Origin of the sequence: Nocardiopsis halophila DSM 44494 (genome assembly GCF_000341245.1) — a bacterium.
Taxonomy (GTDB): Bacteria; Actinomycetota; Actinomycetes; order Streptosporangiales; family Streptosporangiaceae; genus Nocardiopsis_A; species Nocardiopsis_A halophila.
In genome coordinates, this window is sequence record NZ_ANAD01000030.1 from 20,305 (window position 1) to 46,086 (window position 25,782).

Here is a 25,782-nt window from a genome sequence, read left to right on the forward strand (position 1 = left end):
CGTCCGGCGCCGGTTTTAGAAGATAGGAGTAATTCGGGCAGAACGAGGGCCGGGTCGGCGGTGACGCTCCGGTGCTCAGGAACCGGTCTCAACACAGGGAGCCACCATGGCGAATCAGGATCGGACGGCCGCCGAGGACCGGGAGCGCCCCCGGGCCACCCCTGATGGGCCGGGCCGCATCGCGGTCCTCGCCCCCGGCGGCGTGGGAGGGCTGCTCGCCGGGCTCCTCCACCGGGACGGGCACGACGTGACGGTGGTGGCCACCGAGCCGACGGCCCGCCTCATCGACGAGCGCGGACTGCGCGTGGACTCCTCGGCCTTCGGGGACTTCACCGTCCGCGTCCCTGCGGCCCCGCGCCTGGAATCCGCCGCCGACGTCCTCGTCATCGGCTGCAAGGCCACCGCACTCGACGACGCCCTGGAGCGGATCCCCGCCGAGCATGTGCGCGGCGCGCTCATCGTCCCGCTGCTCAACGGCTTCGAGCACATGTCCGTCCTGAGGGAGCGCTTCCCCGAGTCCACCGTGGTCGGCTCGGCCATCAGAGTCGAGTCGACCCGGGTCGCCCCCGGGCACATCGTGCAGTCGAGCCCCTTCGCCGCCTTCGCGATGGCCACCGAGCCCGCCCCCGGCCCGCGTGCCGAGGCGCTCCTCGGGGCGCTCCAGGCCACCGGACTGTCCATGAGCGCAGGGGGGACCGAGGACGACGTGCTCTGGAGGAAGATGCACTTCCTCTTGCCCACCGCCCTGGTGTGCACGCACGCCGAGTCGCCCATGGGCGGCGCCCGGACGGGGGAGCGGCGCTCGGACCTGCTGGCCGTGGCGGGCGAGGTGGAGAAGGTGGCCGCCCGCCGCGGGGTCTCCCTGGACACGGGCCACATCGTGCGCACGGCCGACGCGATCCCCGCCGAGACCAAGCCGTCCATGCTGCGCGACCGCGAGGCCGGGCGGCCGATGGAGGTCGACGCCCTCGGAGGCGCCCTCCTGCGCGCCGCGGAGGCGGCGGGGGTGGAGGTCCCGGTGACGGCGCGCATCGTCGCCGACCTCGAACGCGTCGACGCGGCCAACCGGGCCGCCGCGCGGAGCGCAGGAGGCGCGGGCGAGCGGTGAGTCTCTCATCACCGGACGGCGCCGCGGCCGCCGAATGTGCCGGAACGCGTTCCGGTCTCACCTAGATTAAAGATCATGATCGACGTCCGGCGATTGCAGCTGCTGCAGGCGCTGTCCAAGCACCGCACCGTGGCGGGCACCGCGGAGGCCCTCAACGTCACCCCGTCCGCCGTCTCACAGCAGCTGGCGGCGCTGTCCAAGGAGGCGGGCGCCGCACTGGTGGAGCGGCGCGGGCGCAGGTTCCTGCTCACCGGCGCCGGCCGGGTCCTGCTGGAGCACGCCGACGTGATCTTCGCCGAGATGGAGAGCGCCGAGGCCGACCTGGCCGCCTACGCCGAGGGCGGGACCGGGGTGGCCCGCGCGGGCTCCTTCTCCACCGGCGTCTCGGACCTGCTGGCCCCGGCCGTGGCGGCGCTGGGCCGCACCCACCCCGGCTGGCGCTTCGAGATCGTCCAGGCCGAGCCGGAGGAGAGCACCGAGCTGCTCAGCACCGGCGCCCTGGACCTGGCGGTGACCATGTCCTCGGTGCACCTGCCGCACAGCGGCTCCTCGGAGTTCCGGATGGACCCGATCATGGTGGAGCCCTTCGACGCGGTGCTGCCCTACCACCACCCGCTGGCCACCCGCCCCGACCTGGAGCTGGCCGCGGACCTGGCCGACGCCGACTGGATCATGTCGGCCCCGGGCACCGCCTGGTACGACTGCGTGACGGCGGCCTGCAACCAGTCCGGCTTCCAGCCGCGCATCGTGCACACCGTCGACGAGTTCAGCGCCGTGATGGCGCTGGTCCAGGCGGGCCTGGGGGTGGCGCTGATGCCCCGGATGGGGTGGACCGGCCTGGCCTCGCCCAACGTCGTGGTGCGCACCGTGCGCAACACCGCCCGCCGGCACATCATCGCCCTGACCCGCGCCGGCGCCTCGCCCGAGCCGCTGCTCGGCGCGATCCGCGAGGCCGCGAGCAAGGTCCCGGTCCCCGCCGTGGGGCCGATGATGACCGTCGACGCCGGCTCCCGGGGCGACTGAGCGGCCCGGGAGGCACCAGGAGGCTCAGGAGGGGCCGCCGCTCCCGCCGACGGGGGCGGCGAGTTCGGCGGGCAGCGGCCCCACGTCGTCGAGGACGTCGCCGGCCGCCTCGTGCAGGAGCCGCGCGACCAGGCGGATCGGCGCCCAGGCCCACGCCCCGGTCCGTCCCACCAGGTAGACCCTGCGGTTGCCGCCCAGGTCGCCCAGCGGCGAGTGCACCACCCCGCGCCGGGTGGCCGCCGCCAGCTCGGGCATCACCCCCACGGCCTGCCCCGCGGCCACGAAGCGCTCCACGACCTCCAGGTTGTCCACCCGGTGCCGGATGCGCGGGGCGAACCCGGCCGCCGCGCACAACCGCCCCACCAGTTCGTCCTCGTCGCTGCCGCGCGAGTTGGCGATCCAGTGCGCCTCGGAGAGCCGCCGCAGCCGCCTCCGGGTCAGCGGGCGGCTGTCGGCCCCGGGGGCGGAGGAGGGCTGGGAGAGCAGCAGCGGCTCGGTGCCGATCAGCCGCAGCGTCAGCGACTCGGGGAAGCGGCGCGGGACCAGGCTGTACTCGTAGACCAGGGCCAGGTCGGCGCCGCCGTCCTGGAGCAGCGCCAGCGCCTCGTCCGGCTCGTGCTCGATGATCCGCACGTCCACGCCCGGGTGCCCGGTCTCCAGGCGGCGCAGCGCCGGCAGCACGATGGGCGTGGTGACGCTGATGAAGGTCGCCAGGTCCACCCGCCCGGCCGGCTCGCCGCGCCCGGCCAGCTCGGCCTCGGCCGCCTCCACCCGGGCCAGGATGTCCACCGCGTGCTCGGCCAGCCGGTGCCCGGCCGGGGTGAGCCGGACCCGCCGCCCGTCCGGGGCCAGCAGCGCCACCCCGACCTCCTTCTCCAACACCGCGAAGTGCTTGGAGACCGCGGAGGTGCCCATCCCGGCGACCTCGGCGACGGCCGCCATCGTGCCCAGCCGCTGCAGCTCCACGAGCAGCCGGAGCCGTGTCACGTCCATGTCTGAAAACTACATGGTCCGTTCGCTTTTGGTCCGTGGACAGAAACAAAGCGCGTGGATCCAATGGTCGGGTGATCATCTCCTTCCTCACCCGAGTGCGCGCCGCGGGCGCGCGGACGCCCGCACCGCTGCTGGTGCTGTTCGGCATGTTCGCCCTGCACACCGGCAGTGCGCTGGCGGTCCACCTGTTCGACCGGATCGGCGCGATGGGCGTGACCTGGCTGCGGCTGACCTTCGCCGCGGTGCTGCTGGCGCTGCTGGCGGGGCCCTCGCTGTGGACCGCGGTGCGCCGCGCGACCCGCCGCGAGCTGGGGTCGGTGGTGATCCTGGGCACAGTGAGCGCGGGGATGATGGCCTTCTACTCCGAAGCCACGGCCCGCATCCCGCTGGGCACCGCCACCGCTCTGGAGTTCCTCGGCCCCCTGGTGGTGGCCGTGGTGGCGATGCGCCGCCGCGCCGAGCTGGTGTGGATCGCCTGCGCGGTGGCCGGCGTGGCCCTGCTGACCCGCCCCTTCTCGGGCGGGGCCGACCTGGTCGGCATCGGGTTCGGCCTGGTCGGCGCGGTGACCGTCGCGCTGTACATCGTGCTGACCCAGAAGGTCGGCACCAGCTTCCGCCCCGTGCACGCCCTGGCCCTGTCCATGGCGGTGGGCGCGGTCGTCACCGCCCCCGTCGGGGCGCCGGCGGCGCTCGCGGACCCCGCGCCTGAGGTGCTGGCGGCGGTGCTGGGGATCGCCCTGCTGTTCCCCGTGGTGCCGTTCCTGCTGGAGATGGTGGCGCTGCAGCGGATGAGCCGCACGGCCTTCAGCGTCTTCGCCAGCCTGGAGCCGGCCGTCAGCCTCATCATGGGCCTGCTGCTCATCCACCAGGTGCCGGGCTGGGGCCAGGCGGCCGGGATGATGCTGGTCGTGGCCGCGGGGGTGGGCGCCGCGCGGGGCGACCGCACCCCGCCGCCCGGGCCGGCCGTGCCGTCTGCGCCGTCTGTGCCATCTGCGCCGTCCGAGTCCGGCCGGGAGGCGCCGAGCTCCGGGGCGGGGCGCTCGCCCGAGCGCGTCTGACCCGGGCGCGTCCGGGCGCCCCCGGCCTCAGCGGTCGCGCCGGCTCCCGCCGTACTTCTTGTGCACGGCCTGCTTGCTGATTCCGAGGACCGTCGCGATCTCCGACCAGGTCGCGCCCTGCGCGCGCGCACGGCGCACGTGCAGTGACAGCAGGCGCTCCGCCTCGTCGCGCAGCTTGACGCCGGCCATGAGCGCGACCATGGGCGACTCGTCGTGCGCCGACTCGGCCAGTTCCGCGATCGTGTCCTGATCCATGGCACCCAAGCTACGCCTCCCGGACGCCTACCGGGTCACTGCCGGAAGCGCCGTGCACAGGGGGCTGCGGGGAGCCGCCGGGGAATCGGACGGTCCCGGGATCCACTACTGTCGGATCCGACCATGAGCAACGAATCAGACCTGGAACTGCTGCGCCGGTACGAGCCCGTGCTCCGCTACACCAGAGGCGAGCTGTTCTTCCCCACAGATGTGCGTCCCTACGTCGAGGCCTGCAGCCTCTGGGTGGAGGAGGGCGGCAAGGAGCGCGAAGTCGTGCCCGCCGGAGAGCTCGACCTGGACCGGCTCGCCGGCGCGGACCGCGAGTTCCCCGGGCGCTACGCCCACCTCAGGTTCGTGCAGGAGTCCTCGCTGCGGGCCGAGGCCCGCCGCTTCCGCCGCACCATGCGGCCGGTCATCCCCAAGCACGGCCGCCTGGCCGCCGTGGGCGTGCTGGGCCGCCTGCTCGACGTCCTGGTCAAGTTCTCCCTGCTGATCCGCGGCGCCGTGCCCGGCGGCGTGGCCGCCGCGGCCGCCACCCGCTACCGGGACCGGGTCGACGACGGCGGCGCCGTGTACTACGGCCGGGTGGTCCGCGAGGGCGGCTACATCGCGCTGCAGTACTGGTTCTTCTACGCCATGAACGACTGGCGCTCGATCTACGGCGGCGTCAACGACCACGAGGCCGACTGGGAGAAGATCACCGTCTACGTGGTCGAGGAGCCCGACGGCTCCACCCGGCCGCTGTGGGTGGGGGCCTCCTCCCACGAGTACCGGGGCGACGACCTGCGCCGCTCCTGGGACGACCCGTCGCTGCACCGGATCAACGACCACCCGGTCGTCTACCCGGGCGCCGGCTCGCACTCCCACCAGATGCTGCCCGGCGACTACCTCATCCAGGTCGACCCCTCGGTGCTGCGGGGGGTGGTGCGCTTCTGGCGGCGCATCACCGAGCGGCTCTTCCCCGGCAGCAGCGCCATGCGGCACGGCATCGGGGTCCCCTTCGTCGACTACGCGCGCGGGGACGGCGTCGTGGTCGGCCCGGGCGGCGACCGCGAGTGGCGCCCGGTGCTCGTCGACGACCGGACCCCCTGGGTGCGCGGCTTCCGCGGACTGTGGGGCCGGGACACCCGCGACTTCTTCGACGGAGAGCGCGCGCCCAGCGGCCCCCGGTACGAGCGCGACGGCAACGTGCGCCGGTCCTGGGCCGACCCCCTGGAGTGGGTGGGCCTGCAGAAGGTGCCCGCCTCCGAGGAGGCCGCCCGGGCCGGCCTCCGAGAGCACATCGCCGACCTGGACGAGCGGATCGCCCGGGCCGACGAGGACATCGTCGAGCGCCGCGACCGCCTGCGCCGCCTGTCCTCCGCCCGCGTGGTCCTCAAACGCGACGCGCACTCGCGCGAGCGTGCCTCCGAGTACACCGAGCGGATCGCCGAAGGCGAGCGCGAACTGGCCGAGGTCCACCACCGGCGCGCGCTGATGGTCGACGAACGCGAGGCCCACCAGGAGGCCCTGGCCTCCGACGCGCCCATCGCCCTGGGGCCCACGGACCACCTGCACGCCCCGCACCTGCCCTTCGCCTCCGGCGAGCAGCGCGCATCGCGCTTCCTGCACATCTGGGCCACGCTCAGCACCCCGCTGCTCATCATCGCCCTGGGCGCGAGCCTGTTCTTCTTCAGGGGGACCGACGTGGTGCCGGCGATGCTCGGCATCGTGCTGGCCTTCGCGACCATCGACGCCTTCGCCCGGCGCAAGCTGTGGTCGTTCCTGACCGGCGTGGCGATCCTGGTCCTGGTGGCCGCGGTGATCGCGGGCATCATCGTGGCGTTCATGCTCAACTGGCGCATCGCGGTGGTGGTGCCGACGGGGATCGTGGTCGCGATCCTGCTCTTCGTGAACATCCGCGACCTGGTGCGCAAGTGACCTGAGGAGCCGGAGACGAGGGCGGCCCGGGTTCCCGGGGCCGCCCTCGTCGTCCTTTCCGGCGCCCCTCTCCCCGGGGGACCTTCGCCCCGGGGATCCGTGCCGGACGGTGCCGATCCGGGCCCCCGCGGCGCGGTCGAGAGGGCGGTGCGGCGGGTATCACTCCGGCCCGGAACCCCGCCGCCACGGGTGCCGTGTGCCCGCATCCGCCCGCACCGTCCCTCCACAGCGCTCCCGGGCACCCGTCCCTGCGACCCGTTGCGACCCGTGTGCCGTTTCCCGCCCCCAGCCCCCGGGCCCGTCGAAACGAGGCGCCGTATGAACCGAACCGACCCCACCCCTGAGCGCCCGCCCGCGCGAGGCGCGCCCGCCCTCTCCGGAGCACGGCCGCCCCACCGCACCGCGGCCCCCACTTTCGGCCAGGAGGAGGAGTTCTTCGTCGTCGACCCCCGCTCCCGCCGGGTGGCCCCGCGCTCGGGCGAGGTCCTGGCCGCCGTCCGCGACCGCCACGGGGACCACCCCGGGTCCGGTGCGCGCATGGACGCCGAGATGACCCAGTTCCAGGTCGAGGCGTCCGGACCGGTGTGCCGAACCGCTGAAGACATGGTTCGCGGCCTCGAACGGGCCCGCGCCGAACTCGCCGACGCCGCCGCCGGGCGCGGCCTGGCCTTGGCGGCCACCGGGACGGCCGTCCTCGGCGACGTCGCAGCGGCCCCGCTGACGCCGGGGCGGCGCTACCGCGCCATCGCCGAGCGCTTCGGCGCGCTGCGCGACTGCCACGCGGTGTGCGGGTGCCACGTCCATGTGGGCGCCCCGGGGGCCGAAGCGGCGTTCCGGGCCGTCAACCGGATCCGCCCCTGGCTGCCGGCCCTGCTCGCCCTGACCGCCAACTCGCCGTTCCTGCGCGGGCGCGACACCGGTCATGCCAGCTGGCGACGCGTGAGCTGGGGGTGGCTGCCGTCGGCCGGGCCCCCGCCGCGCCTGGTGTCGGCGGCCCAGTACAGGCGGGCGGTCGAGGAGCTGACCGCCTCCGGCGCCGCCCTGGACCGGCGCATGGTCTATTGGGACGTGCGCCCGGCGCCGGACCTGCCCACCGTCGAGACCCGGGTCGGGGACGTGGCCGCAACCGCCGAGGAGGCGGTGCTGGCGGCGCTGCTGGTGCGCGCCCTGGTGCAGGTCCCCGTGCGGCGCCCCGAACCCGCCGACCGCCCCCTGCGCCTGGCCCTGTGGCGGGCGGCCAAGGACGGCTTGGAGGGCGAGGGCTTCGACCCCGTGAGCGGGGACACCGCGCCCGCGCGCGCTCTGGTGGAGCGGATGTTCGCCCATGCCGAGCCGGCCCTGGCCGCCGCGGGGGAGGCGGCGGCGACGGCGGCGCTCATCGAACGGGTGCTCGCGGCCGGCTCGGGCGCGGGGCGCCAGCGCGCGGCCTACGCCAGGCGCGGGCGCCTGACCGACGTCGTCGACCTGCTGTTCCGTCAGACGCGCCACGGGCTCGCCGCCGCCGAGGAGTGAGGGCCAGGGGGAGGGCCCGGACGGGGCCGACGCTCAGGACAGGCCCGACGCGCGGATGGTGATGTTCAGGCGACCCTCCAGCCCCAGGTCGGGCGGGGCCGTGCCGGGCATGGTGCGCGGGACGCCGTGGTAGGCCATGCGCGACGGCCCGCCGAAGACGAACAGGTCGCCGCTGCGCAGCACCACGTCCGTGTAGGGGCGGGTGCGGGTCTCGGTGTTGCCGAACCGGAAGACGCACGCGTCGCCCAGGCTCAGCGACACCACCGGGGCGTCCGCCTGCTCCTCGCGGTCCTGGTGCATGCCCATCCTGGCGTCGGCGTCGTAGAAGTTCACCAGGGCCACGTCGTACTCCGGCGCCTCCTCGGGCGGGGGAGCGCCGTAGGCGGCGGCGACGCCGTCGTGCGCCAGCTCCCCCAGGATGCGCGGGAACGCGCGGACCGCCCCGCCGCCCGGCAGGCTCCTGCTGTAGGCGTACGGCCGCCAGAACCATCCCAGCGAGGTCATGCGGACGCTCATCTCGCCGCCCCGGGGCGTGCGGTGGCGCAGCATCCCGCCCGGGCCGCGCGACCAGCGCCGGCACAACTCGACCAGCTGGCCCTGGGCGTCCGGCTGCAGCCAGCCGGGGACGTGGACCGCGCCCGGGGCGACCTCCACCGGGCCGGGCTCGAACAGCGCCTCGCTCATCGGGGACGTCCTTCCGGGTCGCGGTGGCAGCGCACTTCGCAGACGCCCTGCCCGGGGGAGACGTTCAGGCGCTCCAGCGCGCGCTCCGCCCCGTCCGGGACGAACCCGAAGGCGCTGTAGAAGGCGATGGCCCGCTCGTTCCCTTTCAGTACCCACAGCAGGGCGGGTGCCCCGTCCAAATCGGGCAGCGCCGCCCGCATGAGCGCGCTGCCGACGCCGCCCCGCCAGGCGTCCGGGTCCACGTAGCAGGCGTAGACCTCCTGCGCCCCGTCCGGGGCGTCGCCGTCCCGCGCGGGTCCGTAGGAGAGCCAGCCGGCGGCCCTCCCGTCCACGGTGGCCACCAGATCGGTGCTGCCGGGGTCGTCGAGCTGGGCGGTGCGCCGTTCGGGCTGCGGTTCCAGGCCGTCCAGGACCCCGTCCGGAACGAGCCCGCGGTAGGCGGAGCGCCAACCGCCGGTCCTGATCCGCTCGATCGGCACGGCGTCCTCCGGGAGGGCGCGGCGGACCGGGACTCCGGGCGGTGACGGGGACATGTGTCAATGCCACCACTCCGGCCCCGCGAAGGCAAATGTGCCTGCCTGACCTGCCCGGCGTCCGTTTTGCGCAGGATGCGGCGCGGCACGGCGGCCGGGGCCGGCCCGCTGGCTAGGGTGGGGGCCGGAGGTGGTCCCCGTGCCGCAGCGCCGACCGCTGGGCTGGTTCCCCGTCCGCCGCGGCCCCCGGCGGCAGGAGCGCCGGGGCGATGCGCCCGAGTACTCCCTGGACCCGCGGGCCGACCACGAGGAGCAGGCCCCGCCGGTCCAGCAGAGCGTCATCGACGCCGCCCTGTACGTCGACGGCAGGCGCACCGGGGCGCCCGCCGACCTCTCCGACCTCGCCGAACTGCACCGGCGCACCTACGCGCGGCAGGGCGCCATGGCCTGGGTGGGGCTCTACCGGCCCTCCGCCGCCCAGCTGGTCGCCGCCGCCGAGGAGTTCGGGCTGCACGAGCTCGCCGTCGAGGACGCCATCGTCGCCCACCAGAGGCCCAAGCTGGAGCGCTACGGCCAGACCCTGTTCGTGGTGCTCAAGGCGGCGCGCTACCTCGACGAGGAGGAAGAGGTCCGGTTCGGCGAGGTGCACGTGTTCACCGGCCCGCGCTTCGTGCTGACGGTGCGCCACGCCGAGGCCCCCGACCTGACGGCGGTGCGGCGGCGCCTGGAGGACGACCCCGGCCTGCTCGCCCTGGGGCCCGAGGCGGTGCTCTACGCGATCATGGACAGCGTCGTCGACGGGTACGCGCCGGTGGTGGCCGGGCTGCAGAACGACATCGACGAGATCGAGACCCAGGTGTTCGACGGCGACCCGGCGGCCTCCCGCCGGATCTACGAGCTGTCGCGGGAGGTCATCGAGTTCCAGCGCGCGGCCCGGCCGCTGCTGTCCATGCACAGGAGCCTGGCCGAGGGGTTCGACCGCTACGGCACCGACGAGGAGCTGCGGCGGCACCTGCGCGACGTGGCCGACCACGCCACCGCGGTCGCCGAGCGCGTCGACGGCTTCCGCCAGATGCTCCAGGGCATCCTGCAGGTCAACGCCACACTGGTCTCCCAGCGCCAGAACGAGGAGATGCGCCGCCTGACCGAGGCCAGCTACCAGCAGGGGGAGAACACCAAGAAGATCTCCGCCTGGGCGGCGATCCTCTTCGCGCCCAGCCTGATCGCGGCCGTGTACGGAATGAACTTCACCCACATGCCGGAGCTGCACTGGGTCTTCGGGTACCCGATGGCCGTGGTCCTGATGGTCGGCCTGAGCCTCACCCTCTATGCGGTGTTCCGGATGCGCGACTGGATGTGAGGGCCGGTCACCCCCCGTCGGCTCCGTGCTCCTCCGCCCAGGCCGCCAGGGAGCGGCCTTCCAAGGCGGCGGCCATCATGTCGGGGAAGTCGTCGGGGGAGCAGGCGAAGGCCGGGACGTCCAAGGCGGCCAGGGCCGCGGCGGTTCCGGGCTCGTAGGCGGGCGTCCCGTCGTCGGACAGCGCGGGCAGCACCACCACCCGCACGCCGGAGGTGCGGAGGGCGGCGAGCCGCCGCAGCATCGCCTCCGGCGGGCCCCCTTCGTGGAGGTCGGAGATCAGGACCAGGACCGTCTCGGCCGGGCGCGTGATGAGCCGCTCGCAGTAGGCCAGGGCGCGGTCGATGTCGGTGCCGCCGCCGAGGGAGGCGCCGAAGAGGGCGTCCACCGGGTCGGCGATCAGGTCGGTCAGGTCGGCCACGTCGGTGCCGAAGGCGATTAGGCGGGTGCGCAGGGTGCGCAGGGAGGCCAGGACCGACGCGAACACGCCCGCGTACACCGCGGAGGCGGCCATCGACCCGCTCTGGTCGACGGCGAGCAGCACGTCGCCGCGCACACCCGGGCCGCTCCGCGCCCGGCCCACGATCGAGGCGGGCACCAGCACGCCCCGTTCGGGCACGTAGTGGCGCAGGTTCCTGCGGATGGTGGCGTGCCAGTCGACGTCGGCGGCGGTGCGCGGGCGGCGCGTACGGGCCGAGCGGTCCAGCGCGCCGCGCAGGCGGGACCGCGTCCGGTCGGCCAGGCGCTCTTCGAGGCCCCGGGTGACCGTGCGGACCAGGGCCCGCGCGGGCGCGCGGGCCTCCTCGGGCAGGGAGTCGGCCAGCGCCAGGACCGCCGCCGCCAGGTGGACGTCGGGGCGGACCGCCTCGGTGAGCCCGGGGTCCAGCAGCATGCGCCGCAGGCCGAGGAGGTCGAGCGCGTCGGCCTGCATGACGTGCACGGTCCGGGAGGGGAAGAGCTCGCGGACCTCGCCGAGCCAGCGGGCCACGCGCGGCGACGACTCGCCCAGTGTCGCCCCGCGCGGAGCGGCCCCGTCGGGGGCGGCGTCGGATCCGGTGTCGTAGAGGGCGCCCAGGGCGGAGTCGATCCGGGCGTCGCGCCCGGCGGGGCGTCCGCACGGGCCGTCGGCCGGGTCCCCCAGGACCAGGCGCCAACGCCGCAGCCGCTCGCTTTCCGCGGGGTCGGGGCCAGGGGTGTCGGCGTTCAAGGGCGTCGGGCTCATCGGGACCCCTCTCCCGTCAGCAGGAGGGTGACGGTGGCCATCGCGGCGGCCGCGCGCTCCATGTCGGTTTCGGAACCGTTCGGGGCCTCAGAGACCGGCGCCTCCGCTACCCGGCGGGCGATCCCCCGGCGCTCACCGGCGGCGAAGCCGCCGAAGGTGCGGCGCAGGAGGGGCAGCACCGCGACGAACGATGCGCCGTCCAGACCGCACAACCAGTCGTCGACGAGGTTCAGCAGTCCCTCGTCGTGGACGAGCAGCAGACCTTCGCCGCCCAGGAAGCCCGCGATCCAGGCCGCAGCGCGCTGAGGATCCGAGCCCCGCGAGACGGCACGGTCCAAGCGCCTGCGCAACCGCGCGTCGCTCAAACGGTCGGCGTCGCGCAGCAGCCGGTGCACCCGCCCCGCCACCAGGCCCGGCACCCCAGCGCGCGCGGAGAGCCGGTCGAGGGCCTCCCACCACGCCTGCTCGGAGGCGCCGCCCAGCAGCACGGCGGCCCGGTGCACGGCCTCCAGCGAAGCGCACATCCCCTCGGCTGCCTCCTCCGAGAGCCCGGACACGGCGGGACCGATCCCTGCGCACACCCGGTCCACCAGCAGGGCGGCCACCTGGCGGAGGGAGCCGCTTCCGGTGCCGCGAGCGTCCCCGTAGCGGGCGGCCCGGGCCAGCGGAGGAAGCGACTCCATGAGGACCGCCGTGTCGGAGGCGTGCGCAGCGCGCGCAGAGGCGCGGCCGAGCACCGACTCCAGGGCGTCGCCCAGGCCCGCCTTCAGGCACCGCTCCGCCAGCGACGTCAGTTCGGTCAGATCGGCGTGCCGTGCGCGCTCTCGCGTGCGCGCGTCGGCGGCCGAAGCGACGTCCTCGCCCCAGACAGATGCCTCGACCACCGCCGCCTCCATCTCCGGACGCCACGCCAGGCTCCAGCGCTCATGGAAGGAGCCCAGTACCCGCACGGGATCGGCGACGGGAACGCCCCACTCCACGTCCAGCATGCGCAACCGGTGCAGAAGGGCGCTGCGCGCGCGGGCGGTGTCCTCGCGCAGGTCGAGGTCGACCTCGCGCGGCTCGGCCCGCGGAGGCAGGCGCACCCGGCGCTGCTGCGCCTCCAGGTCGCGCTGGAGCGGCACTTTGGGGACCGACGGGGGAACGCCGCCCATCCGCTCTGCGGTCTCCATCCCCGAGCGGACGCGCTCCGCCTTGGCCGCCGCCCCTTCGCACAGGACCGACGCCACGGCCTCCGCGGCCTCCTCCAGGCCGGGCAGGGGGCGCCCCCGCAGCGACGCCAGCGCTTCGCAGAGCCGGACCCCTTCGATGACGTGAGCGGGGGAGACCTGCTCGCCCTCGGCCCGCAGCAGCCGGGCCGCCTCGGAGAGCCACCGCTCCACGGGACGGTCCGGGGCGGTGAACAGGTGGTGGTACCAGCCGGGGGCGCGCACCCCGGCGCCGTAGCCCGAGGCGGCGCCGAGGCGGCCGTGGCTCCAGGGGATCCACGTCGTCCGCACGCCCGTCCGGGGCAGGCCCCGCAGCAGGGCGGCGTCCTCGGCGGCCTTGGGGCGCTCCAGCAGCGCGGGGACGTGCCAGGCGCCGCACACGACGGCGATCCTGGCGTGCCCGGCCCGCAGGGCCGAGCGCAGCACGCGGCGCATGTGCGCCTCCCGGCGGGCCTCGTGCCGCGGCGGCGCACCCGTGGCCGTCCGGGCCCGGACCTCGGCCATGGCCTCGGCGATGGCCGCGAACGGGGACGCCGCGGCCCCGCCGGAGCGCTCGCGCCCCCGGTGCTCGACGGCGTCGTCCCACCACCGCTCGGGGTCGTCGTAGCCGGCCGCCGCCGCGAGCCCGGCCAGTGGATCGGAGGGGTGGCCGCCCGAGGCGTCCGTGGCGAGGGAGACCGCGGCCGGCAGGTCGAAGAAGCGCACGTCGCAGCCGTTCTCATGCGCGTAGAGGAGGGCCTGCCACTCGGGGGAGAAGGAGGCGAACGGCCAGAACGCCGACCGCGCCGGGCCGCCGCGCGCGCCGGTGGCGTGCGCGAGCAGCGCCACCGGCGGTTCGAGGCCGCCGACGAACGACAGGAGCGGGTCGGCGTCGGCGGGGCCCTCGACGAGCACCGCCCCGGGCGCGAACTCCTCGAGCTCGGCCCGCACCGCGCGCGCGGAGCCCGGCCCGTGGTGCCGCACCCCCAGGACACGGACCCTGCCGGAATCGGTGGTGTTCACGTCGCTCCCTCCCGTGCGTCCGCTGCTCCCTGTCAGTCGCCCACCTCCCGGCAGGCGCGGTAGAACTCGCGCCAGCCCTCGCGGTCGCGGACGACCGTCTCCAGGTACTCCCGCCACACCACCCCGTCGGCCACCGGGTCCTGCACCACCGCGCCGTGCACGCCCGCGGCCACGTCGGCCGGGCGCAGTACCCCGTCGCCGAAGTGTGCCGCCAGCGCCATCCCCTGGGTCAGCACCGAGATGGCCTCGGCGGTGCTCAGGGGCGCCCCCGGGGAGGCCACCTCGGCCCGGCCGTCCTCGGTCGCGCCACGGCGCAGCTCCCGGAAGACCGTCACCACGCGGCGGATCTCCTGCATGCCCGAGGACACCTCCGGTAGGCCGAGCGAGCGGCCCAGCTCGTCCACCCGCCGGGCGACGATGTCCACCTCCTCCTCGGCGGTGGCCGGGGAGGGCATCACCACCGTGTTGAACCGGCGCCGCAGCGCCCCCGAGGGGGCGTTCACCCCGCGGTCCCGGTCGTTGGCGGTGGCGATCAGGTTGAAGCCGCGCCGCGCCTGCACCTCCTCGCCCAGCTCGGGGACGGGAAGCGTCTTCTCGGACAGGATCGTGATCAGCGCGTCCTGCACCTCTGAGGGGATGCGGGTGAGCTCCTCCACGCGCGCGATCCGCCCCTCGGCCATGGCCGTCATGACCGGGCCGGGCACCAGCGCGCGCCGGGACGGGCCCTCGGAGAGCAGGCGCGCATAGTCCCACCCGTAGCGCACGGCGTCCTCGGAGGTGCCCGCCGTGCCCTGCACCAGCAGTGTGGAGTCGCCCGAGACCGCGGCGGCCAGGTGCTCGGCCAGCCACGTCTTGGCGGTTCCGGGGGCGCCGACCAGCAGGAGCGCGCGGTCGGTGGCCAGGGTCGCCACGGCGACCTCCACCACCCGCCGGTCCCCGATGTACTTGGGGGAGACCAGGGTGCCGTCGTCGAGCCCGCCCCCGAGGACATAGGTCACCACCGCCCAGGGCGACAGCCGCCAGCCGGGCGGCCGGACCCGGTCGTCCGCCCGCGCCAGCGCGGCGAGCTCGTCGGCGTGGCGCTGCTCGGCGTGCGGGCGCAGCACGTCGGCGGGCGGCCCGGCTTCGGAAGGGGTCACTGGAGCTCCTCGTGGATCCGGAGGCGGAGGCGCAGGACGGCCTCCATGTCGGCCAGGGCGGCGGCGGTGCGCGGGTGGTCGCCGGGGCGGGGCCGGCGCGGGCGGGCCCCGGCCCCGGGCGGAATGCGCCGGGCCGCGACCCGGCACAGCTCGGGCAGGTACGCTTCGCCCGCCCCGTCGGCGGCGGTGTCGATCGCCCGTGCCGCGGCCGCGGCGAGCTCCTCGCTCCAGGGGCCGGGCACGTGGTCGAGCACCGGGAGCGCGGAGGGTGCACCGGCGTCGCCGACGGCCCGCACCGCCCAGGCGCACCGCCGTTCGGCGGGCAGCAGCGCGAGCAGGGCCGGACCGCGGCTGCCGTGCACCGAGTGGCCGTGCAGCAGGCGTTCCATGACCGGGCCCGCCAGGGCGTCGGCCCACTCCCGGTCGCGCTGAACGACGGCCGCGTTGGCCAGGGCGTCGAGCAGGTCCCAGTCGCGGGCGGAGGAGGCGGCCCGGACGGCCTCCGCCCGGTCGTCGCCGAGGTGGCCGGTCCAGGTGCGCAGCGGGGCGTGGGCGACCAGGGTCCACAGCCACTCGCGCCGGAGGTCCGCGGAGGCGGGGGCGCCCGAGGACGGGCGGGGGCGCAGGCCCAGGGCGGCGCCCAGCGCGCGGTCGGCGGGGTCGGGCAGGCGCACGGACGGGCGGCCGTCCGGGCCGGGGCGGATGTGGGCGCGGACCCGGCGGGCGAGCGCGTCGCCGCGTTCGGAGCGGGGCAGCCGCGCCAGCAGGGCCGAGGCGAGCGCGCGCACGCCGGGCGAGGGGTCGCGCAGCGCCTTGGCCAGGAAGTCCTCGTCGGCGGGGGACAGGTGTTCCTCCAGGGAGGTGAGGAGGCGGCGCCTCCCCGCGTCGTCCTCGTGCGCCCAGCGCTCCGGGGAGGTGTCCGGGCGCCCGTCGGACGGGTGGAGGCCGGCAAGCCAGGACCAGTCGGCCGACAGGGAGGCGAGCCACCGGCCGCGATCGCCGGAGGCCGCGGCGATCGCGGTCCGGAGCGCGCGGTGGCGAGAGCCCGCCTCCAGGAGGCCGGGCAGAAGGGAGGGCGGGACCAGCGCACCGCGCGCGCGGGCGAGGTCCAGCCATTCGGCGATCAGCTCGGTGTCGTCGCGCTCCAGGAAGTCGTCCAGGACCTCGCCCGCCGCCCGAGGGGCCCAGGGGGCCGACTCGGCGGGCGCCGGCGGCAGCGGTTCGGTGTCCGGGGCGCGGAGGGGGCGCACCCCGGCGCGGTCGCGGACGACCGCGAGGGCGGCCCGGTCGAGCAGGTCGAGCGCCGGGTGCCCGGCAGTGCCCTCACCGCCCGGTACTCCGGCGCGCGAGGTCCCGACGAGCGCCGCGGCGACGAGGGCGTCCCAGGGCACCGAGGGGACCGAAGGTGCCGGCGGCTCCGGAGGAGAGGAGGGAGGAGGGGAGGGGGCCAACGGATGCCTTTCGAGGGTGGGGGTGGTCCACTCCGGGGTGCACGGCCCCGGGGACCGCGCACGCGGCTCGGCGGGGACAGGTGACCGGTCGCGGGCGGCGCGAGGGAAGACCACGCCGCCCGCGACCGGGCGGACTCCCCGGGACGGCCGCGCCGTCCCGGGGAGGGCTCATAACAGGACCGGCGGGTCCGCGGGGTTCGGCGGCCAGACGGTCAGGGGGTGCAGCCCGTCGGGCGTCCACTCCGCGGCGGCGGTGACGGGGGCGCCGCCGCCGGCCGCGAGCAGCCGCCATGGCGGCGAGGCGGGCGCCGCCACCCNGCCCCGTCCGCCCCGGCCAGGCCCCACCTCCCGGACCGGTCCCGGACGGGGCGCACCCCCTCCAGGACCACCGGCCAGGCCTCCAGCCACGGGTCCTCCGCCAGCGCCCGGGACCAGGACCGGAGCGCCTCGTGCGCGCCGCCGCCCGTCGGTGCGGGCAGCAGGGGCGCCGGGGCGCGGCCGGGCACCCCGGTGAACACGGCGCGGTGCTCGGCGGAGCGGAAGGACAGGTCCGCCTCGACGACGGTGCCCGGGGGCGCCGGAGCCTCCGGCGCGCGCCCCTCGGCGGCGAACGACAGCAGGAGCGCGATCCGCCCGCTCGACGTCCCGCGCAGCCACGTGCGGCGCCCGGACAGGCGGTCCGCCGCGAAGTCGCGCCGCCCCAGCACCTGCCAGGCGTCCCGGACCGGGGCCGACACCGGGCCCGGCCCGAGCCCCGCGCGGGCCTCGACCGTGGCGCGCAGCCCCGGCGGCAGGCCGTCGCGGTTGCGGTGGCCGGCGGCGAGCAGGCGCAGCAGCGCCGCCCCGGCCAGCAGGCGCGAGGGCCAGTCGGGGGAGGCCGGAGCCCCCGCGGACCCGGCCGCCCCCGCCAGCGCGCGCACCCGCCGGGCCGCCCGTCCCGCCTGGGCGTCCACCAGCCGGGCCGCCATGCCGTCCCAGTGCGCGTATCCGGCCGTGCGCGCGCCGGCCAGGCCCGCCTCGACCTGGTCCCGCAGCCACAGCTCCAGGTCGGCCAGGCCGGAGGCGACCCGGTCGGCGCGGCGGTGCGCGCGCTGCTCGGCCGCCCGCAGGGCGGCGGCGCGCCGCTCGGGCCAGCGCACCACCCACGGCGGCGGGGCTCCTCCGCAGGCCCGGCCCCGGCCCCACAGCACGAGCAGGGCCAAGGCGTGCGGGCACAGGCGCCGCCGGACCGGGCACCCGCACCGGTGGACCGGCCCGCCCCCGTCCGGCAGGCGCACGGCGACGCGCAGGGGCCGCGTGGGCTCCCCGGCGTACTCGCCCCACACGGTGGTCCCGGCACCGGGCCCGTCCTGCCCGGCGCCGTCCGGCCAGCCCTGCCGGGCCGCGCCCAGCACCGGCCAGCGGCCGTCGCCGGCCATCGCGAGGACCTCCGGCGGGGCGGAGCCGCCGGGGAGCAGGCCCCGGACGTCGTCGGCGCTCCACTGTGTGCTCACACCCGGAATCTACGGGCCGGGTACGACATTTCCCGGCCTGCCGGCGCGGCGGGCGAAAACCCTCCGCGCCCGGGGCGGGCGCCTTAGGGTGTCGGGATCACGGGGTGGGGCCCGGCCGGTCCGTGTCTGTAGAGATACGGTGGGTGAGCGGGGTCAGGGCGAGGTCGGAGGGTGTGTGCTGTGACCGGGGGAGACGCAGAGCGCAGGGAGATGCTCAGGCTGCTCGTGGGCCCGTGGATCGGCAAGGCGGTCGCCGCGGCCGCCGAGCTGGGGATCGCCGACGGACTCGCCGACGGGCCGCGCACGGGGGCCGAGCTGGCGGCCGGGCTCCGCGTCCGGCAGCAGCCCCTCGAACGCCTGCTGCGGCTGCTGGCCGCCGTCGGACTGGTGGACGACGACGCGGGCCGGTTCCGGCTGACCGCCACCGGCGAGCTGCTCAGCGCCTCCCACCCCGCCTCCATGCGGGAACAGGCGCTCCTGTACGACTCGCACTACTTCCGCGAGGCCTGGGACCGCCTCGCCGACGGGGTCCGCACAGGGGAGCAGCCCTTCGTCTCCGCCTTCGGGGAGGACGTCTTCTCCTTCATCGCCGCCCGCCCTGAGGAGGCGCTGCGCTTCTCCTCGGGCATGGCCGCCGGCGCCGGCTACGCCGAAGCGCTCGCATCGGCCTTCGACTTCTCCGGGGTGTCGAAGGTGGCCGACGTCGGCGGCGGCGACGGCGCCGTCCTCGAGGCCGTCCTGAGCCGGCACGAACACGTGATCGGCGTTCTCGTCGACCTGCCCGCCTCCATGGAGCCCGCGCGGGAACGGCTTCTCCCGTTCATCGCGGAAGGGCGCTGCTCGGTCGTCGAAGGCGATTTCCTCGAACGCGTTCCCGCGGCCGACGTCCATATCCTCAGCCGCATCCTGCACAACTGGGACGACGATTCCGCGCGGCGCATTCTCGCCAACTGCCGCGCCGCCATGCCCGCCGGGGACGGCCGGGTGCTCATCGCCGAACGCGTGCTCCCGGACAGCGGGCACCCCTGGCTGTCGCTGGCGTTCGATCTGCACATGATGGTGATGACGGGAGGCGCGGAACGCACGGGATCCCGGTACGAGGCAATCCTCGAGCAGGCCGGCCTGCGCACCGTCGGCGAATCGGAGATGCCGTTGGAGATGCGCCTGCTGGAGGCGGCGCCGGTGAGCGGCCGGAACCCCTGATTCCGGCCGGCCGCATGGTGAGGAGAACGCGCCGGGGGCGAAAGCGCCTCGACGTCGAGGCACGCCGCGGATTTCCGAGAAAACCCCCTCAAGGCGCCAAAGGGGCGATACGATCTTGTGCACGGGGGTGATCGTGAAGTTACGCGGGGGCGCGACTGAGAGGCGGCGCGGCGTGCACGGAGGACCTATGGAGCGCTTCCCCTGCGGAAGCGCCGCAGTGGTGCCGGTGCGGGGCGAGATCGACATCGCCACCGCGGACCGGATGCGCGATGACATCCTGCACGCGGCCGCGGTCGGCGAATGCGACTTCGTCGTGGTCGACCTGTCCCGGGTGACGTTCTTCGACGCCAGCGCCGTGCGGGCGGTCCTCGCCACGCACAGGGCCCTGACCGCCCAGGGGCGGCACATGGTCCTGGCCGAGCCCACCCCGCAGGTCCAGCGCACCCTGGACGCCCTCAAGGTGGACGAGCTCCTGGACGTCTACCCGATCGTGGAGATGGCGCTCGCGCACGTGCCCGGCCGCCAGGGCCGGGTTCCCGGCCCCGGCCGCGACTAGGGCGCCGTCAGATCCGGACCGCGCGCGTCACCAGCGTCGAGTGCGAGTCCGACAGGACCCACGGGCCCACGTCCCCGGGCGGCGCTGAGTGGCCCGGAAGCCCCTCGAGCCCGTGCGTGCGGTCGGTGACCCGCACCTCCACCTCCTCCTCGGTGTCGAAGCGCATCCGGAGCTCCACCCCCTCCTCCGGGACCGCGGACAGGGACAGGTGGAGCCCTTGGCCCTCCGACGCCCCGCGCTGCAGCTCGGCCGTCCGCTCCGGCAGGCCTGGATAGGCGATCACCAGCTCCTCCGGGACCCGCTCCAGGTCCACGCGCAGGTCGCCCGCGCCCCGGTCGGAGCCCACGCGCAGGACCGCCTCGCGTCCCGCGACCCCGTCCTCCGGCGCCGGCCGCACCTCGGCGACGGGGGCGGCCAGGTCGGCGGCCCCGGCGGGGCCCTCCTCGAGGGCGAACCCCGGGGGCGCCGACACCAGCAAGGACCCCGCGTCGACCGGCGTGTCCCCGGCGACCCGGTCCGCCACCCAGGGGTGGTCGCCCGCACCGCGGGTCGCCCACGCCGCCTCCCCGGTGTCGGCGTCGAGCACATAGGCGAGGTCCGCCGGGACGGGGTGCCCGGCATCGGTGTACCCGGGGCGCAGCACCGTCACGGCCGCGACCGCCGCCCCCGCTGCGACCAGGGCGAGGGCGGTCACCAGCGGGCCGCGCGCCCGGCCCTCGCGCCCCGCCCGCACGCGCCGCGTGTCCGGAAGGGCGATCTGGAGCACCGGGGCGAGCAGCACGGCGCCCGGTGCCCACAGCAGCGCGAGGGCGGGGGCGCCCGGCAGCCCCGTCTCGGTCAGTGCGGAGACCGCCGGTGCCACGAGCAGCAGGACCGCCCCGACCGATCCGAGGGCCACGGCGGCCGTGCGCGCCGCCCACCATCCCCGCGGGAGGAGGAGCGCCGCCAGCATCCCCGTCGCCGCCGAGAGGGCGGGGAGCGTATAGGAGTGGGACACCCCCGGCGCCAGTGCGCTCAGCGTCCCGAGCGCGGCGACCGCCACCGTGCCGCCGACCGCCGTCGCGGCGGGGCCCAGGAGCCGTCGCGCCGCCAGGTACCAGGCGGCCAGGACCCCCGCGGTCACCATGATCGACGCGGCCCGCAGCCACCCGGGCCGGTAGAGGTCGCCGACCATCGCCAGCGGTGCCAGCTCCGGCCGCAGCAGCAGTACCCCCCGCCAGAGGGCGAGCGCCGCACCGTAGGCCAGGGCCGCGGCCGCCGCCGCGGCGACCGCGCCGCCGAGCATCCGCGGCACGGTCGCCGTCCGGCGCACGCGTGCGGCCGCGGCCGCGGCGAGCGAGAGCGCCAGCGCCGCCGCGCCGATGGGCAGGTCCAGGGAGGAGGGGTAGGCGACCAGTCGCCCGGCCGCCCCGAAGTACGTCGCGGGCTCCCCGGCCTCCAGGCCGTCCAGGTCGCGGTCGCCGAGCGCGCGCGCCATCCCGAGCATGTTCGCCCCGTGGTGCTGGAGACTGGCGCGCGAGAGGTTCTCCACCGTGTCCTGTGCGCTGTGGTAGCGGGCGGCGTCGCCGCCGAAGGCCGAGTCCAGTCCGGAGAACCCGGCGTTCGCGAACGCCGTCATGTCGGTGTCGTAGGGCTGGTCGGCGAAGAACGCGGCCGTGCTGGAGTCGCCGCGGGGGTGCGGCGCGTCCTGGGCGAGCACCCGCACCAGCCCGAGGTCGTTCAGCGGTGCGGACCGGAAGACCGATGAGGGGCCCGACGACCCGCGCCCCTCCCAGTTGAGGACCGTGCCCCCGTCCTGCCCCAGGGGGTGCTGGGAGGTGAAGGCCTCCGCGCCCAGGAGGCCGGGCTCCTCGGCGTCGGTGAACAGGAACACGACGTCGTTGCGGGGCGCCGGCCCGGCGGCCATCGCGCGGGCGGTCTCCAGCATCGCCGCGACGCCGGCGCCGTCGTCGCCCGCGCCGGGGCTCCCGGGAACGGTGTCGTAGTGCGCGGCGACCACCACCCGCCCGGTGGGCGCGGTCCCCGGGAGCACGCCCACCACGTTCTCGGCCGCCGCCGCGCTCACCCGGCCGGGGGAGGAGGTCGTCCCCACGGCGGCGGGGACCTCGACCTCCAGCCCGGCCTGCTCCAGCTCCTCGGCGATCAGGTCCCGTGCGGCCGCGTGGTGCCCGGATCCGGGCGGGCGGGGCTCGGCGGCCACGGCCTCCAGGTGGACGGCGGCGCGCTCGGCGCTGAACGCGTCCTCGGGGGCCGAGTCCGGGACAGGGGAGGGCGGGCCGGAGGCCCACACGGCGCCCCCGACGGCGGCGAGGAGGGCGGCGGCCGCGGCGAGCGCGCCGATCCGCGGGCGTGGAGGGGCGGCGACGGCGTCCATGGGGGTCTCCCTTCGCGCCGCAGGCTACCGGGGGCCGGCGGCGCGTACGTCCCCGCCCCGGGGTCGCCGTGCTAGTCGATCCGCCCCAAGTCGCGGAAGATCTTCACCGTGTCGTGGAAGCGGGAGCTGCTCAGGTTGTTGTACACGCGCAGCGCGTCGTAGATGCCGAAGGCGAGGTCGGGCTCGGGGCGGTAGGTGCCGACGTCGAGGACGAGGCACCGGTAGCGGTCGGTCGAGCGCTCCTGCACGACGAGGTTGCCGAGGCGCAGGAAGGCCGCCACCTCGTCGGTGTAGCCGAGCTCCTCGGACCGGTGCAGCCGCTCCTCGCAGACGGCGTTGTCCAGCTCCTCGGAGAAGGAGTCGGGGTCGCCGTCGCTGAACTTGATCAGCTCCTGGGCCATGAGGTCGTCGACGGTGACCGAGTCGATGGCCTCCAGGATCTCCGGCATGCGGAGCAGGGCGGTGTCCACGTCGGCCAGGGCCGCGCGGACGCGGGCGGAACTGACCTGGGAGCGGCGTCCGGGATCGGTGTCGAAGGGGTGCTGGCGCCAAGTGCCGTGGGGCGGGTTCCCGACGTCGAACGTCTTGAGAGCGCGTCTGTACTCGTTCGCCGCCTCTGTGACCGCGCGGCGGGCCCGACCGCGCTCACGGTGGAGCATGCGCAGATCCTCTCTAATCCAGCGTTCGCTCCACCTTAAAACGCAGGACTTCTTTTCAGGGGAGGATTGCGGAGAACGAAAGGGGGCCTTCAGGCGTTATTCGCATCAGGCATCGGAGCCGGCGCCGGCGAGGGCCGCCACGGCGGCGCGCGCCAGGCCGCGGGCCTGGGCCGGGCTGAGCTCTTCGCGGATGACGGCCAGGCGCCAGTACACCGGGCCCAGGATCAGGTCGAGGGCGAGTTCGGGGTCGGTGCCCTCCGGCAGCTCCCCCCGGCCCACGGCGTTGCGGATGACGACGGTGGCGATCCCGCGCTGGGTGCGCTGGAGCGCCTCTTCGAGCGTGGCGGCGATCTCCGGGCCGCGGGCGGCCTCGGCCAGCAGGTCGGGCACGATCTGCCGGGCGAGCGGGTGGCGCAGGGCCTGGGCGGCGGTGGTGATCAGCTCGTGCACGTCGCCGTGCAGGGAGCCGGTGTCGGGGACGGGGGTCACCTGCCCGGCGGCCTCGGAGACCACGTCCAGGACCATCTCCAGCTTGGACTTCCAGCGCCGGTAGACGGCGGTCTTGCCGACCCCCGCGCGCTTGGCGACGGCCTCGATGGACAGCCGGCCGTAGCCCACCGAGGCGAGCTCGGAGAAGACGGCGGCCCGGATGGCGCGGGTCACGTCCTCCTGGAGGACCGCGGCGCCGGCCGGGGCGCGCCGGGGGGCGGGAGATTCGGGTTCGGCCATGCCGAAAGCCTAACGCAGGGTCGCGACGAAACGGTTGCGTTCTGTCGTACGGTCGCCTACGCTCTCCAGGCGGCGCAACGGTCCCGTCCCGGAAGGGCGGCCGCCGCCCTGCCGTCCACCGCGGATCCCGATCGAAAGCGAGCCGAGCGTGAGCAGTTCCCCGTCCCCCGCACGGGCGGCGGATCCGGCGGACGCGGACCCGACCGCGGAGGCCGCCGGCCTCGCGGAGCTGGCCGCGCGCCACGGACTGGCCCCCAGCGGCAAGCGGCCCCCCTTCGGCCGGTACCTCAAGCAGCTGTGGCACCACCGGCACTTCATCGACACCTTCGCCCGCGCGCGGGCCAGCGCCAAGTACAGCAGGGCCAACCTCGGCCGGCTGTGGGAGGTCGGCACGCCGCTGCTGAACGCGGCCGTGTACTACCTGATCTTCGGCCTGCTGCTGCAGACCGACCGCGGGGTCGAGGACTTCATCCCCTTCCTGGTGACCGGGGTCTTCGTGTTCACCTTCACCCAGCAGACCGTGCTGTCCGGGGTGCGGGCGGTCTCGGGCAACCTCGGCCTGATCCGCGCACTGCACTTCCCGCGCGCCGCGCTGCCGATCGCGCTGGCGCTCGTGCAGATGCGCCAGATGCTGGTGACGATGGGGGTCCTGTTCGTCATCGTGGTGGCCACCGGGCAGCTCCCGCAGTGGAACTGGTTCCTCGTGGTCCCCGTCCTGGCCCTGCAGTCGCTCTTCAACACCGGGCTGTCGCTGGTCTTCGCCCGCGCCGGCGCCAAGGTGAGCGACCTGGCCCAGCTGATGCCGTTCGTGCTGCGGACCTGGATGTACGCCTCGGGTGTCATGTACTCGATCGAGGTCATGGCCGCCGGCGCCCCGGCGCCGGTGCGGTTCGTGCTCGACGTCAACCCGGCGGCGGTCTTCATCGATCTGATGCGCTTCTCGCTGATCGACAGCTTCACGGCCTCGCAGCTGCCTCCCTACGCTTGGTGGGTGGCCGCGGCCTGGGCGCTGGCGGCGCTCGTCGGCGGGTTCGTCTACTTCTGGAAGGCGGAGGAGAGCTATGGCCGCGACTGATCAGGCCACGGCGACCGCGCAGGCCGCGGCGACGGCCGAGGCGAGGTCCGACCCCGCGGGCGTCCCCTCCGACCTCGGAGAGCCGACGGTGATCGCCGACGGGCTGCACGTGGTCTACCGGGTGCGCGGCGCCGCGGGGCGCTCGGGCGGCGGCGGGCCGGCGGCCCTGATGCGGGCACTGACCCGCCGCAAGGGGAGCGGCGGCGCGCGCAGGGTCCACGCCGTCAAGGGCGTGAGCTTCGTCGCCCGCAGGGGAGAGGCGATCGGCGTCATCGGCTCCAACGGGTCGGGGAAGTCGACCCTGCTCCGGGCGGTCGCCGGGCTGATCCCGCCGGAGAGCGGCCAGGTGTACACCAACGGCCAGCCGTCGCTGCTGGGGGTCAACGCGGCCCTGATGAACGACCTCCCCGGGGAGCGCAACGTCGTCCTGGGGTGCCTGGCGATGGGCATGACGCCCGCCGAGGTGCGGGAGCGCTACGACGACATCGTCGAGTTCTCGGGGATCAACGACAAGGGCGACTTCATCTCCCTGCCGATGCGCACCTACTCCTCGGGCATGGCGGCCCGTCTGAGGTTCGCCATCGCCGCGGCGCGCGACCACGACGTGCTGATGATCGACGAGGCGCTGGCGACGGGCGACCGCGCCTTCCGCAAGCGCTCGGAGAAGCGGATCAAGGAGCTGCGGGAGAAGGCCGGAACGGTGTTCCTGGTCAGCCACAGCAACAAGACGATCCGCGACACCTGCGACCGCGCGCTCTGGATGGAGCGGGGTGAACTGGTGATGGACGGCCCGGCGTCCGAGGTCGTCGACGCTTACGAGGCGGACAACGCCGACTGAGGCGGGCGGCGCTCACGCCGCCCCGTCGGGGCCTTCCAGGGATTCGACCGCCTCGGCCAGTCGGCGCATCGCCTCCACGGTCCGTGCCAGCTCCTCCGCACCCACGGCGTCGGCGAGCTTCGCCGCCAACGCGGCGTGCCCGGGGCCGATCCTGCGGACGGCCTCCAGCCCCTCCTCGGTCGGCGCGAACAGCTTGGCCCTGCTGTGCGCGGGGTTGGGGCGGTATTCGGCCAGGCCCTGGCCGACCAGGAGGTCGGCGGTGCGCTGAACGGCCTGGCGGGTCATGCCCATGGCGCGGGCGATGCCCGAGACCGTCAGCGGGCCGTCGAGGACCGCTCCGAGGACCTGCCAGCGTGCGGCGGTCAGCCCCGCCGGCCGCGCCAGCCCTTCGGCGACCGCGAGGAAGCGGCCGTTGAGCCGGAACGAGGTCAGTGCGGCGGCCGGGAGGAG

22 protein-coding genes are annotated in these 25,782 nt (G+C 75.7%); 10 read left to right on the forward strand and 12 right to left on the reverse strand.

All coding sequences use genetic code 11. The features are described 5' to 3' along the window. Nucleotides 1–106 precede the first annotated feature (106 nt). Both D450_RS0103510 and D450_RS29330 read left to right on the forward strand, forming a co-directional pair. The gene (locus D450_RS0103510; RefSeq protein WP_017537293.1) at nt 107–1,108 is read left to right on the forward strand and encodes a ketopantoate reductase family protein; all 1,002 of its coding nucleotides are present in this window, start codon (nt 107–109) and stop codon (nt 1,106–1,108) included. A gap of 75 nt (nt 1,109–1,183) precedes the next feature. After that, entirely contained in the window at nt 1,184–2,131 is a 948-nt protein-coding gene (locus D450_RS29330) for a LysR family transcriptional regulator (RefSeq protein ID WP_017537294.1), read from the forward strand. A gap of 24 nt (nt 2,132–2,155) precedes the next feature. On the opposite strand, the gene D450_RS0103520 is transcribed toward D450_RS29330, so the two are convergent. Beyond that, the gene (locus D450_RS0103520) at nt 2,156–3,124 is read right to left on the reverse strand and encodes a LysR family transcriptional regulator (RefSeq protein WP_017537295.1); all 969 of its coding nucleotides are present in this window, start codon (nt 3,122–3,124) and stop codon (nt 2,156–2,158) included. A gap of 71 nt (nt 3,125–3,195) precedes the next feature. On the opposite strand from D450_RS0103520, the gene D450_RS0103525 reads away from it, so the two are divergent. Then, nucleotides 3,196–4,182 (forward strand): EamA family transporter, encoded by a 987-nt coding sequence (locus tag D450_RS0103525; RefSeq protein ID WP_017537296.1) that lies wholly within the window; start codon nt 3,196–3,198, stop codon nt 4,180–4,182. A 27-nt stretch (nt 4,183–4,209) separates the two neighbouring features. On the opposite strand, the gene D450_RS0103530 is transcribed toward D450_RS0103525, so the two are convergent. Beyond that, nucleotides 4,210–4,437 carry a hypothetical protein gene (locus D450_RS0103530; protein ID WP_017537297.1) on the reverse strand — a complete coding sequence of 76 codons (228 nt, stop codon included), beginning with the start codon at nt 4,435–4,437 and terminating at the stop codon, nt 4,210–4,212. Nucleotides 4,438–4,560: 123 nt separating this feature from the next. Here D450_RS0103530 and D450_RS0103535 point away from each other — a divergent pair, with 123 nt between their 5' ends. Both D450_RS0103535 and D450_RS0103540 read left to right on the forward strand, forming a co-directional pair. Next, the gene (locus tag D450_RS0103535; protein ID WP_017537298.1) at nt 4,561–6,357 is read left to right on the forward strand and encodes a hypothetical protein; all 1,797 of its coding nucleotides are present in this window, start codon (nt 4,561–4,563) and stop codon (nt 6,355–6,357) included. Nucleotides 6,358–6,675: 318 nt separating this feature from the next. After that, a complete protein-coding gene (locus D450_RS0103540) occupies nt 6,676–7,869 on the forward strand; it encodes a carboxylate-amine ligase (protein WP_017537299.1) in 1,194 nt (397 codons plus the stop codon). A gap of 33 nt (nt 7,870–7,902) precedes the next feature. Here the strand turns inward: D450_RS0103540 and D450_RS0103545 are convergent, their stop codons facing one another. Together D450_RS0103545 and D450_RS0103550 are read right to left on the reverse strand one after the other, a co-directional pair. After that, complete coding sequence (locus D450_RS0103545; RefSeq protein ID WP_017537300.1) at nt 7,903–8,553, reverse strand: alpha-ketoglutarate-dependent dioxygenase AlkB family protein; 651 nt, start codon at nt 8,551–8,553, stop codon at nt 7,903–7,905. Next, a complete protein-coding gene (locus D450_RS0103550) occupies nt 8,550–9,086 on the reverse strand; it encodes a GNAT family N-acetyltransferase (protein WP_017537301.1) in 537 nt (178 codons plus the stop codon). The genes D450_RS0103545 and D450_RS0103550 overlap by 4 nt, the downstream gene beginning before the upstream one ends. 139 nt (nt 9,087–9,225) lie before the next feature. Here D450_RS0103550 and D450_RS0103555 point away from each other — a divergent pair, with 139 nt between their 5' ends. Continuing rightward, nucleotides 9,226–10,386 carry a magnesium and cobalt transport protein CorA gene (locus D450_RS0103555; RefSeq protein WP_017537302.1) on the forward strand — a complete coding sequence of 387 codons (1,161 nt, stop codon included), beginning with the start codon at nt 9,226–9,228 and terminating at the stop codon, nt 10,384–10,386. 7 nt (nt 10,387–10,393) lie between these two features. Here the strand turns inward: D450_RS0103555 and D450_RS0103560 are convergent, their stop codons facing one another. Genes D450_RS0103560 through D450_RS0103575 form a run of 4 tightly spaced genes read right to left on the reverse strand, consistent with a single transcriptional unit; the run spans nt 10,394 to nt 16,345 of the window. Beyond that, nucleotides 10,394–11,605, reverse strand: coding sequence for a VWA domain-containing protein (locus D450_RS0103560; protein ID WP_193789646.1), 1,212 nt, complete (start codon nt 11,603–11,605; stop codon nt 10,394–10,396). Then, nucleotides 11,602–13,815, reverse strand: a complete 2,214-nt coding sequence (locus D450_RS0103565; protein WP_017537304.1) for a DUF5682 family protein — start codon at nt 13,813–13,815, stop codon at nt 11,602–11,604. The genes D450_RS0103560 and D450_RS0103565 overlap by 4 nt, the downstream gene beginning before the upstream one ends. A gap of 32 nt (nt 13,816–13,847) precedes the next feature. After that, the gene (locus tag D450_RS0103570) at nt 13,848–14,954 is read right to left on the reverse strand and encodes an ATP-binding protein (protein WP_017537305.1); all 1,107 of its coding nucleotides are present in this window, start codon (nt 14,952–14,954) and stop codon (nt 13,848–13,850) included. Continuing rightward, nucleotides 14,951–16,345, reverse strand: coding sequence for a DUF5691 domain-containing protein (locus tag D450_RS0103575; RefSeq protein WP_017537306.1), 1,395 nt, complete (start codon nt 16,343–16,345; stop codon nt 14,951–14,953). Before D450_RS0103575 ends, D450_RS0103570 begins: the two co-directional genes overlap by 4 nt. 1,763 nt (nt 16,346–18,108) lie before the next feature. Between D450_RS0103575 and D450_RS0103585 the strand changes: the two genes are divergently transcribed. Together D450_RS0103585 and D450_RS0103590 are read left to right on the forward strand one after the other, a co-directional pair. Then, nucleotides 18,109–19,101: a methyltransferase gene (locus D450_RS0103585; protein ID WP_017537307.1), complete on the forward strand. Its 993-nt coding sequence runs from the start codon at nt 18,109–18,111 to the stop codon at nt 19,099–19,101. Nucleotides 19,102–19,288: 187 nt separating this feature from the next. Continuing rightward, nucleotides 19,289–19,657 carry an STAS domain-containing protein gene (locus D450_RS0103590; RefSeq protein ID WP_017537308.1) on the forward strand — a complete coding sequence of 123 codons (369 nt, stop codon included), beginning with the start codon at nt 19,289–19,291 and terminating at the stop codon, nt 19,655–19,657. Between the two features lie 7 nt (nt 19,658–19,664). Here D450_RS0103590 and D450_RS31700 read toward each other — a convergent pair whose 3' ends face one another. From D450_RS31700 to D450_RS0103605, 3 genes are all read right to left on the reverse strand, one after another. Next, nucleotides 19,665–22,031 (reverse strand): M20/M25/M40 family metallo-hydrolase, encoded by a 2,367-nt coding sequence (locus D450_RS31700; RefSeq protein WP_017537309.1) that lies wholly within the window; start codon nt 22,029–22,031, stop codon nt 19,665–19,667. A gap of 71 nt (nt 22,032–22,102) precedes the next feature. Further along, entirely contained in the window at nt 22,103–22,690 is a 588-nt protein-coding gene (locus tag D450_RS0103600) for a hypothetical protein (protein WP_017537310.1), read from the reverse strand. 105 nt (nt 22,691–22,795) lie between these two features. Beyond that, a complete protein-coding gene (locus D450_RS0103605; RefSeq protein WP_017537311.1) occupies nt 22,796–23,419 on the reverse strand; it encodes a TetR/AcrR family transcriptional regulator in 624 nt (207 codons plus the stop codon). A gap of 148 nt (nt 23,420–23,567) precedes the next feature. Between D450_RS0103605 and D450_RS0103610 the strand changes: the two genes are divergently transcribed. Together D450_RS0103610 and D450_RS0103615 are read left to right on the forward strand one after the other, a co-directional pair. After that, nucleotides 23,568–24,494, forward strand: a complete 927-nt coding sequence (locus D450_RS0103610; RefSeq protein ID WP_017537312.1) for an ABC transporter permease — start codon at nt 23,568–23,570, stop codon at nt 24,492–24,494. Further along, nucleotides 24,481–25,332, forward strand: a complete 852-nt coding sequence (locus D450_RS0103615; RefSeq protein WP_017537313.1) for an ABC transporter ATP-binding protein — start codon at nt 24,481–24,483, stop codon at nt 25,330–25,332. The genes D450_RS0103610 and D450_RS0103615 overlap by 14 nt, the downstream gene beginning before the upstream one ends. Before the next feature lie 12 nt (nt 25,333–25,344). On the opposite strand, the gene D450_RS0103620 is transcribed toward D450_RS0103615, so the two are convergent. Next, the coding region (locus tag D450_RS0103620) for a MarR family winged helix-turn-helix transcriptional regulator (protein ID WP_017537314.1) at nt 25,345–25,782 on the reverse strand (438 nt) is incomplete at its 5' end.

What these genes read in the sequence shown, in the direction of transcription:
- D450_RS0103510 (WP_017537293.1), top strand. Translation starts at nt 107, where the DNA reads ATGGCGAATCAGGATCGGACGGCCGCCGAGGACCGGGAGCGCCCCCGG.
- D450_RS29330 (WP_017537294.1), top strand. Translation starts at nt 1,184, where the DNA reads ATGATCGACGTCCGGCGATTGCAGCTGCTGCAGGCGCTGTCCAAGCAC.
- D450_RS0103520 (WP_017537295.1), bottom strand. Translation starts at nt 3,124, where the DNA reads ATGGACGTGACACGGCTCCGGCTGCTCGTGGAGCTGCAGCGGCTGGGC.
- D450_RS0103530 (WP_017537297.1), bottom strand. Translation starts at nt 4,437, where the DNA reads ATGGATCAGGACACGATCGCGGAACTGGCCGAGTCGGCGCACGACGAG.
- D450_RS0103535 (WP_017537298.1), top strand. Translation starts at nt 4,561, where the DNA reads ATGAGCAACGAATCAGACCTGGAACTGCTGCGCCGGTACGAGCCCGTG.
- D450_RS0103540 (WP_017537299.1), top strand. Translation starts at nt 6,676, where the DNA reads ATGAACCGAACCGACCCCACCCCTGAGCGCCCGCCCGCGCGAGGCGCG.
- D450_RS0103545 (WP_017537300.1), bottom strand. Translation starts at nt 8,553, where the DNA reads ATGAGCGAGGCGCTGTTCGAGCCCGGCCCGGTGGAGGTCGCCCCGGGC.
- D450_RS0103550 (WP_017537301.1), bottom strand. Translation starts at nt 9,086, where the DNA reads ATGTCCCCGTCACCGCCCGGAGTCCCGGTCCGCCGCGCCCTCCCGGAG.
- D450_RS0103560 (WP_193789646.1), bottom strand. Translation starts at nt 11,605, where the DNA reads ATGAGCCCGACGCCCTTGAACGCCGACACCCCTGGCCCCGACCCCGCG.
- D450_RS0103585 (WP_017537307.1), top strand. Translation starts at nt 18,109, where the DNA reads ATGCTCAGGCTGCTCGTGGGCCCGTGGATCGGCAAGGCGGTCGCCGCG.
- D450_RS0103590 (WP_017537308.1), top strand. Translation starts at nt 19,289, where the DNA reads ATGGAGCGCTTCCCCTGCGGAAGCGCCGCAGTGGTGCCGGTGCGGGGC.
- D450_RS31700 (WP_017537309.1), bottom strand. Translation starts at nt 22,031, where the DNA reads ATGGACGCCGTCGCCGCCCCTCCACGCCCGCGGATCGGCGCGCTCGCC.
- D450_RS0103600 (WP_017537310.1), bottom strand. Translation starts at nt 22,690, where the DNA reads ATGCTCCACCGTGAGCGCGGTCGGGCCCGCCGCGCGGTCACAGAGGCG.
- D450_RS0103605 (WP_017537311.1), bottom strand. Translation starts at nt 23,419, where the DNA reads ATGGCCGAACCCGAATCTCCCGCCCCCCGGCGCGCCCCGGCCGGCGCC.
- D450_RS0103615 (WP_017537313.1), top strand. Translation starts at nt 24,481, where the DNA reads ATGGCCGCGACTGATCAGGCCACGGCGACCGCGCAGGCCGCGGCGACG.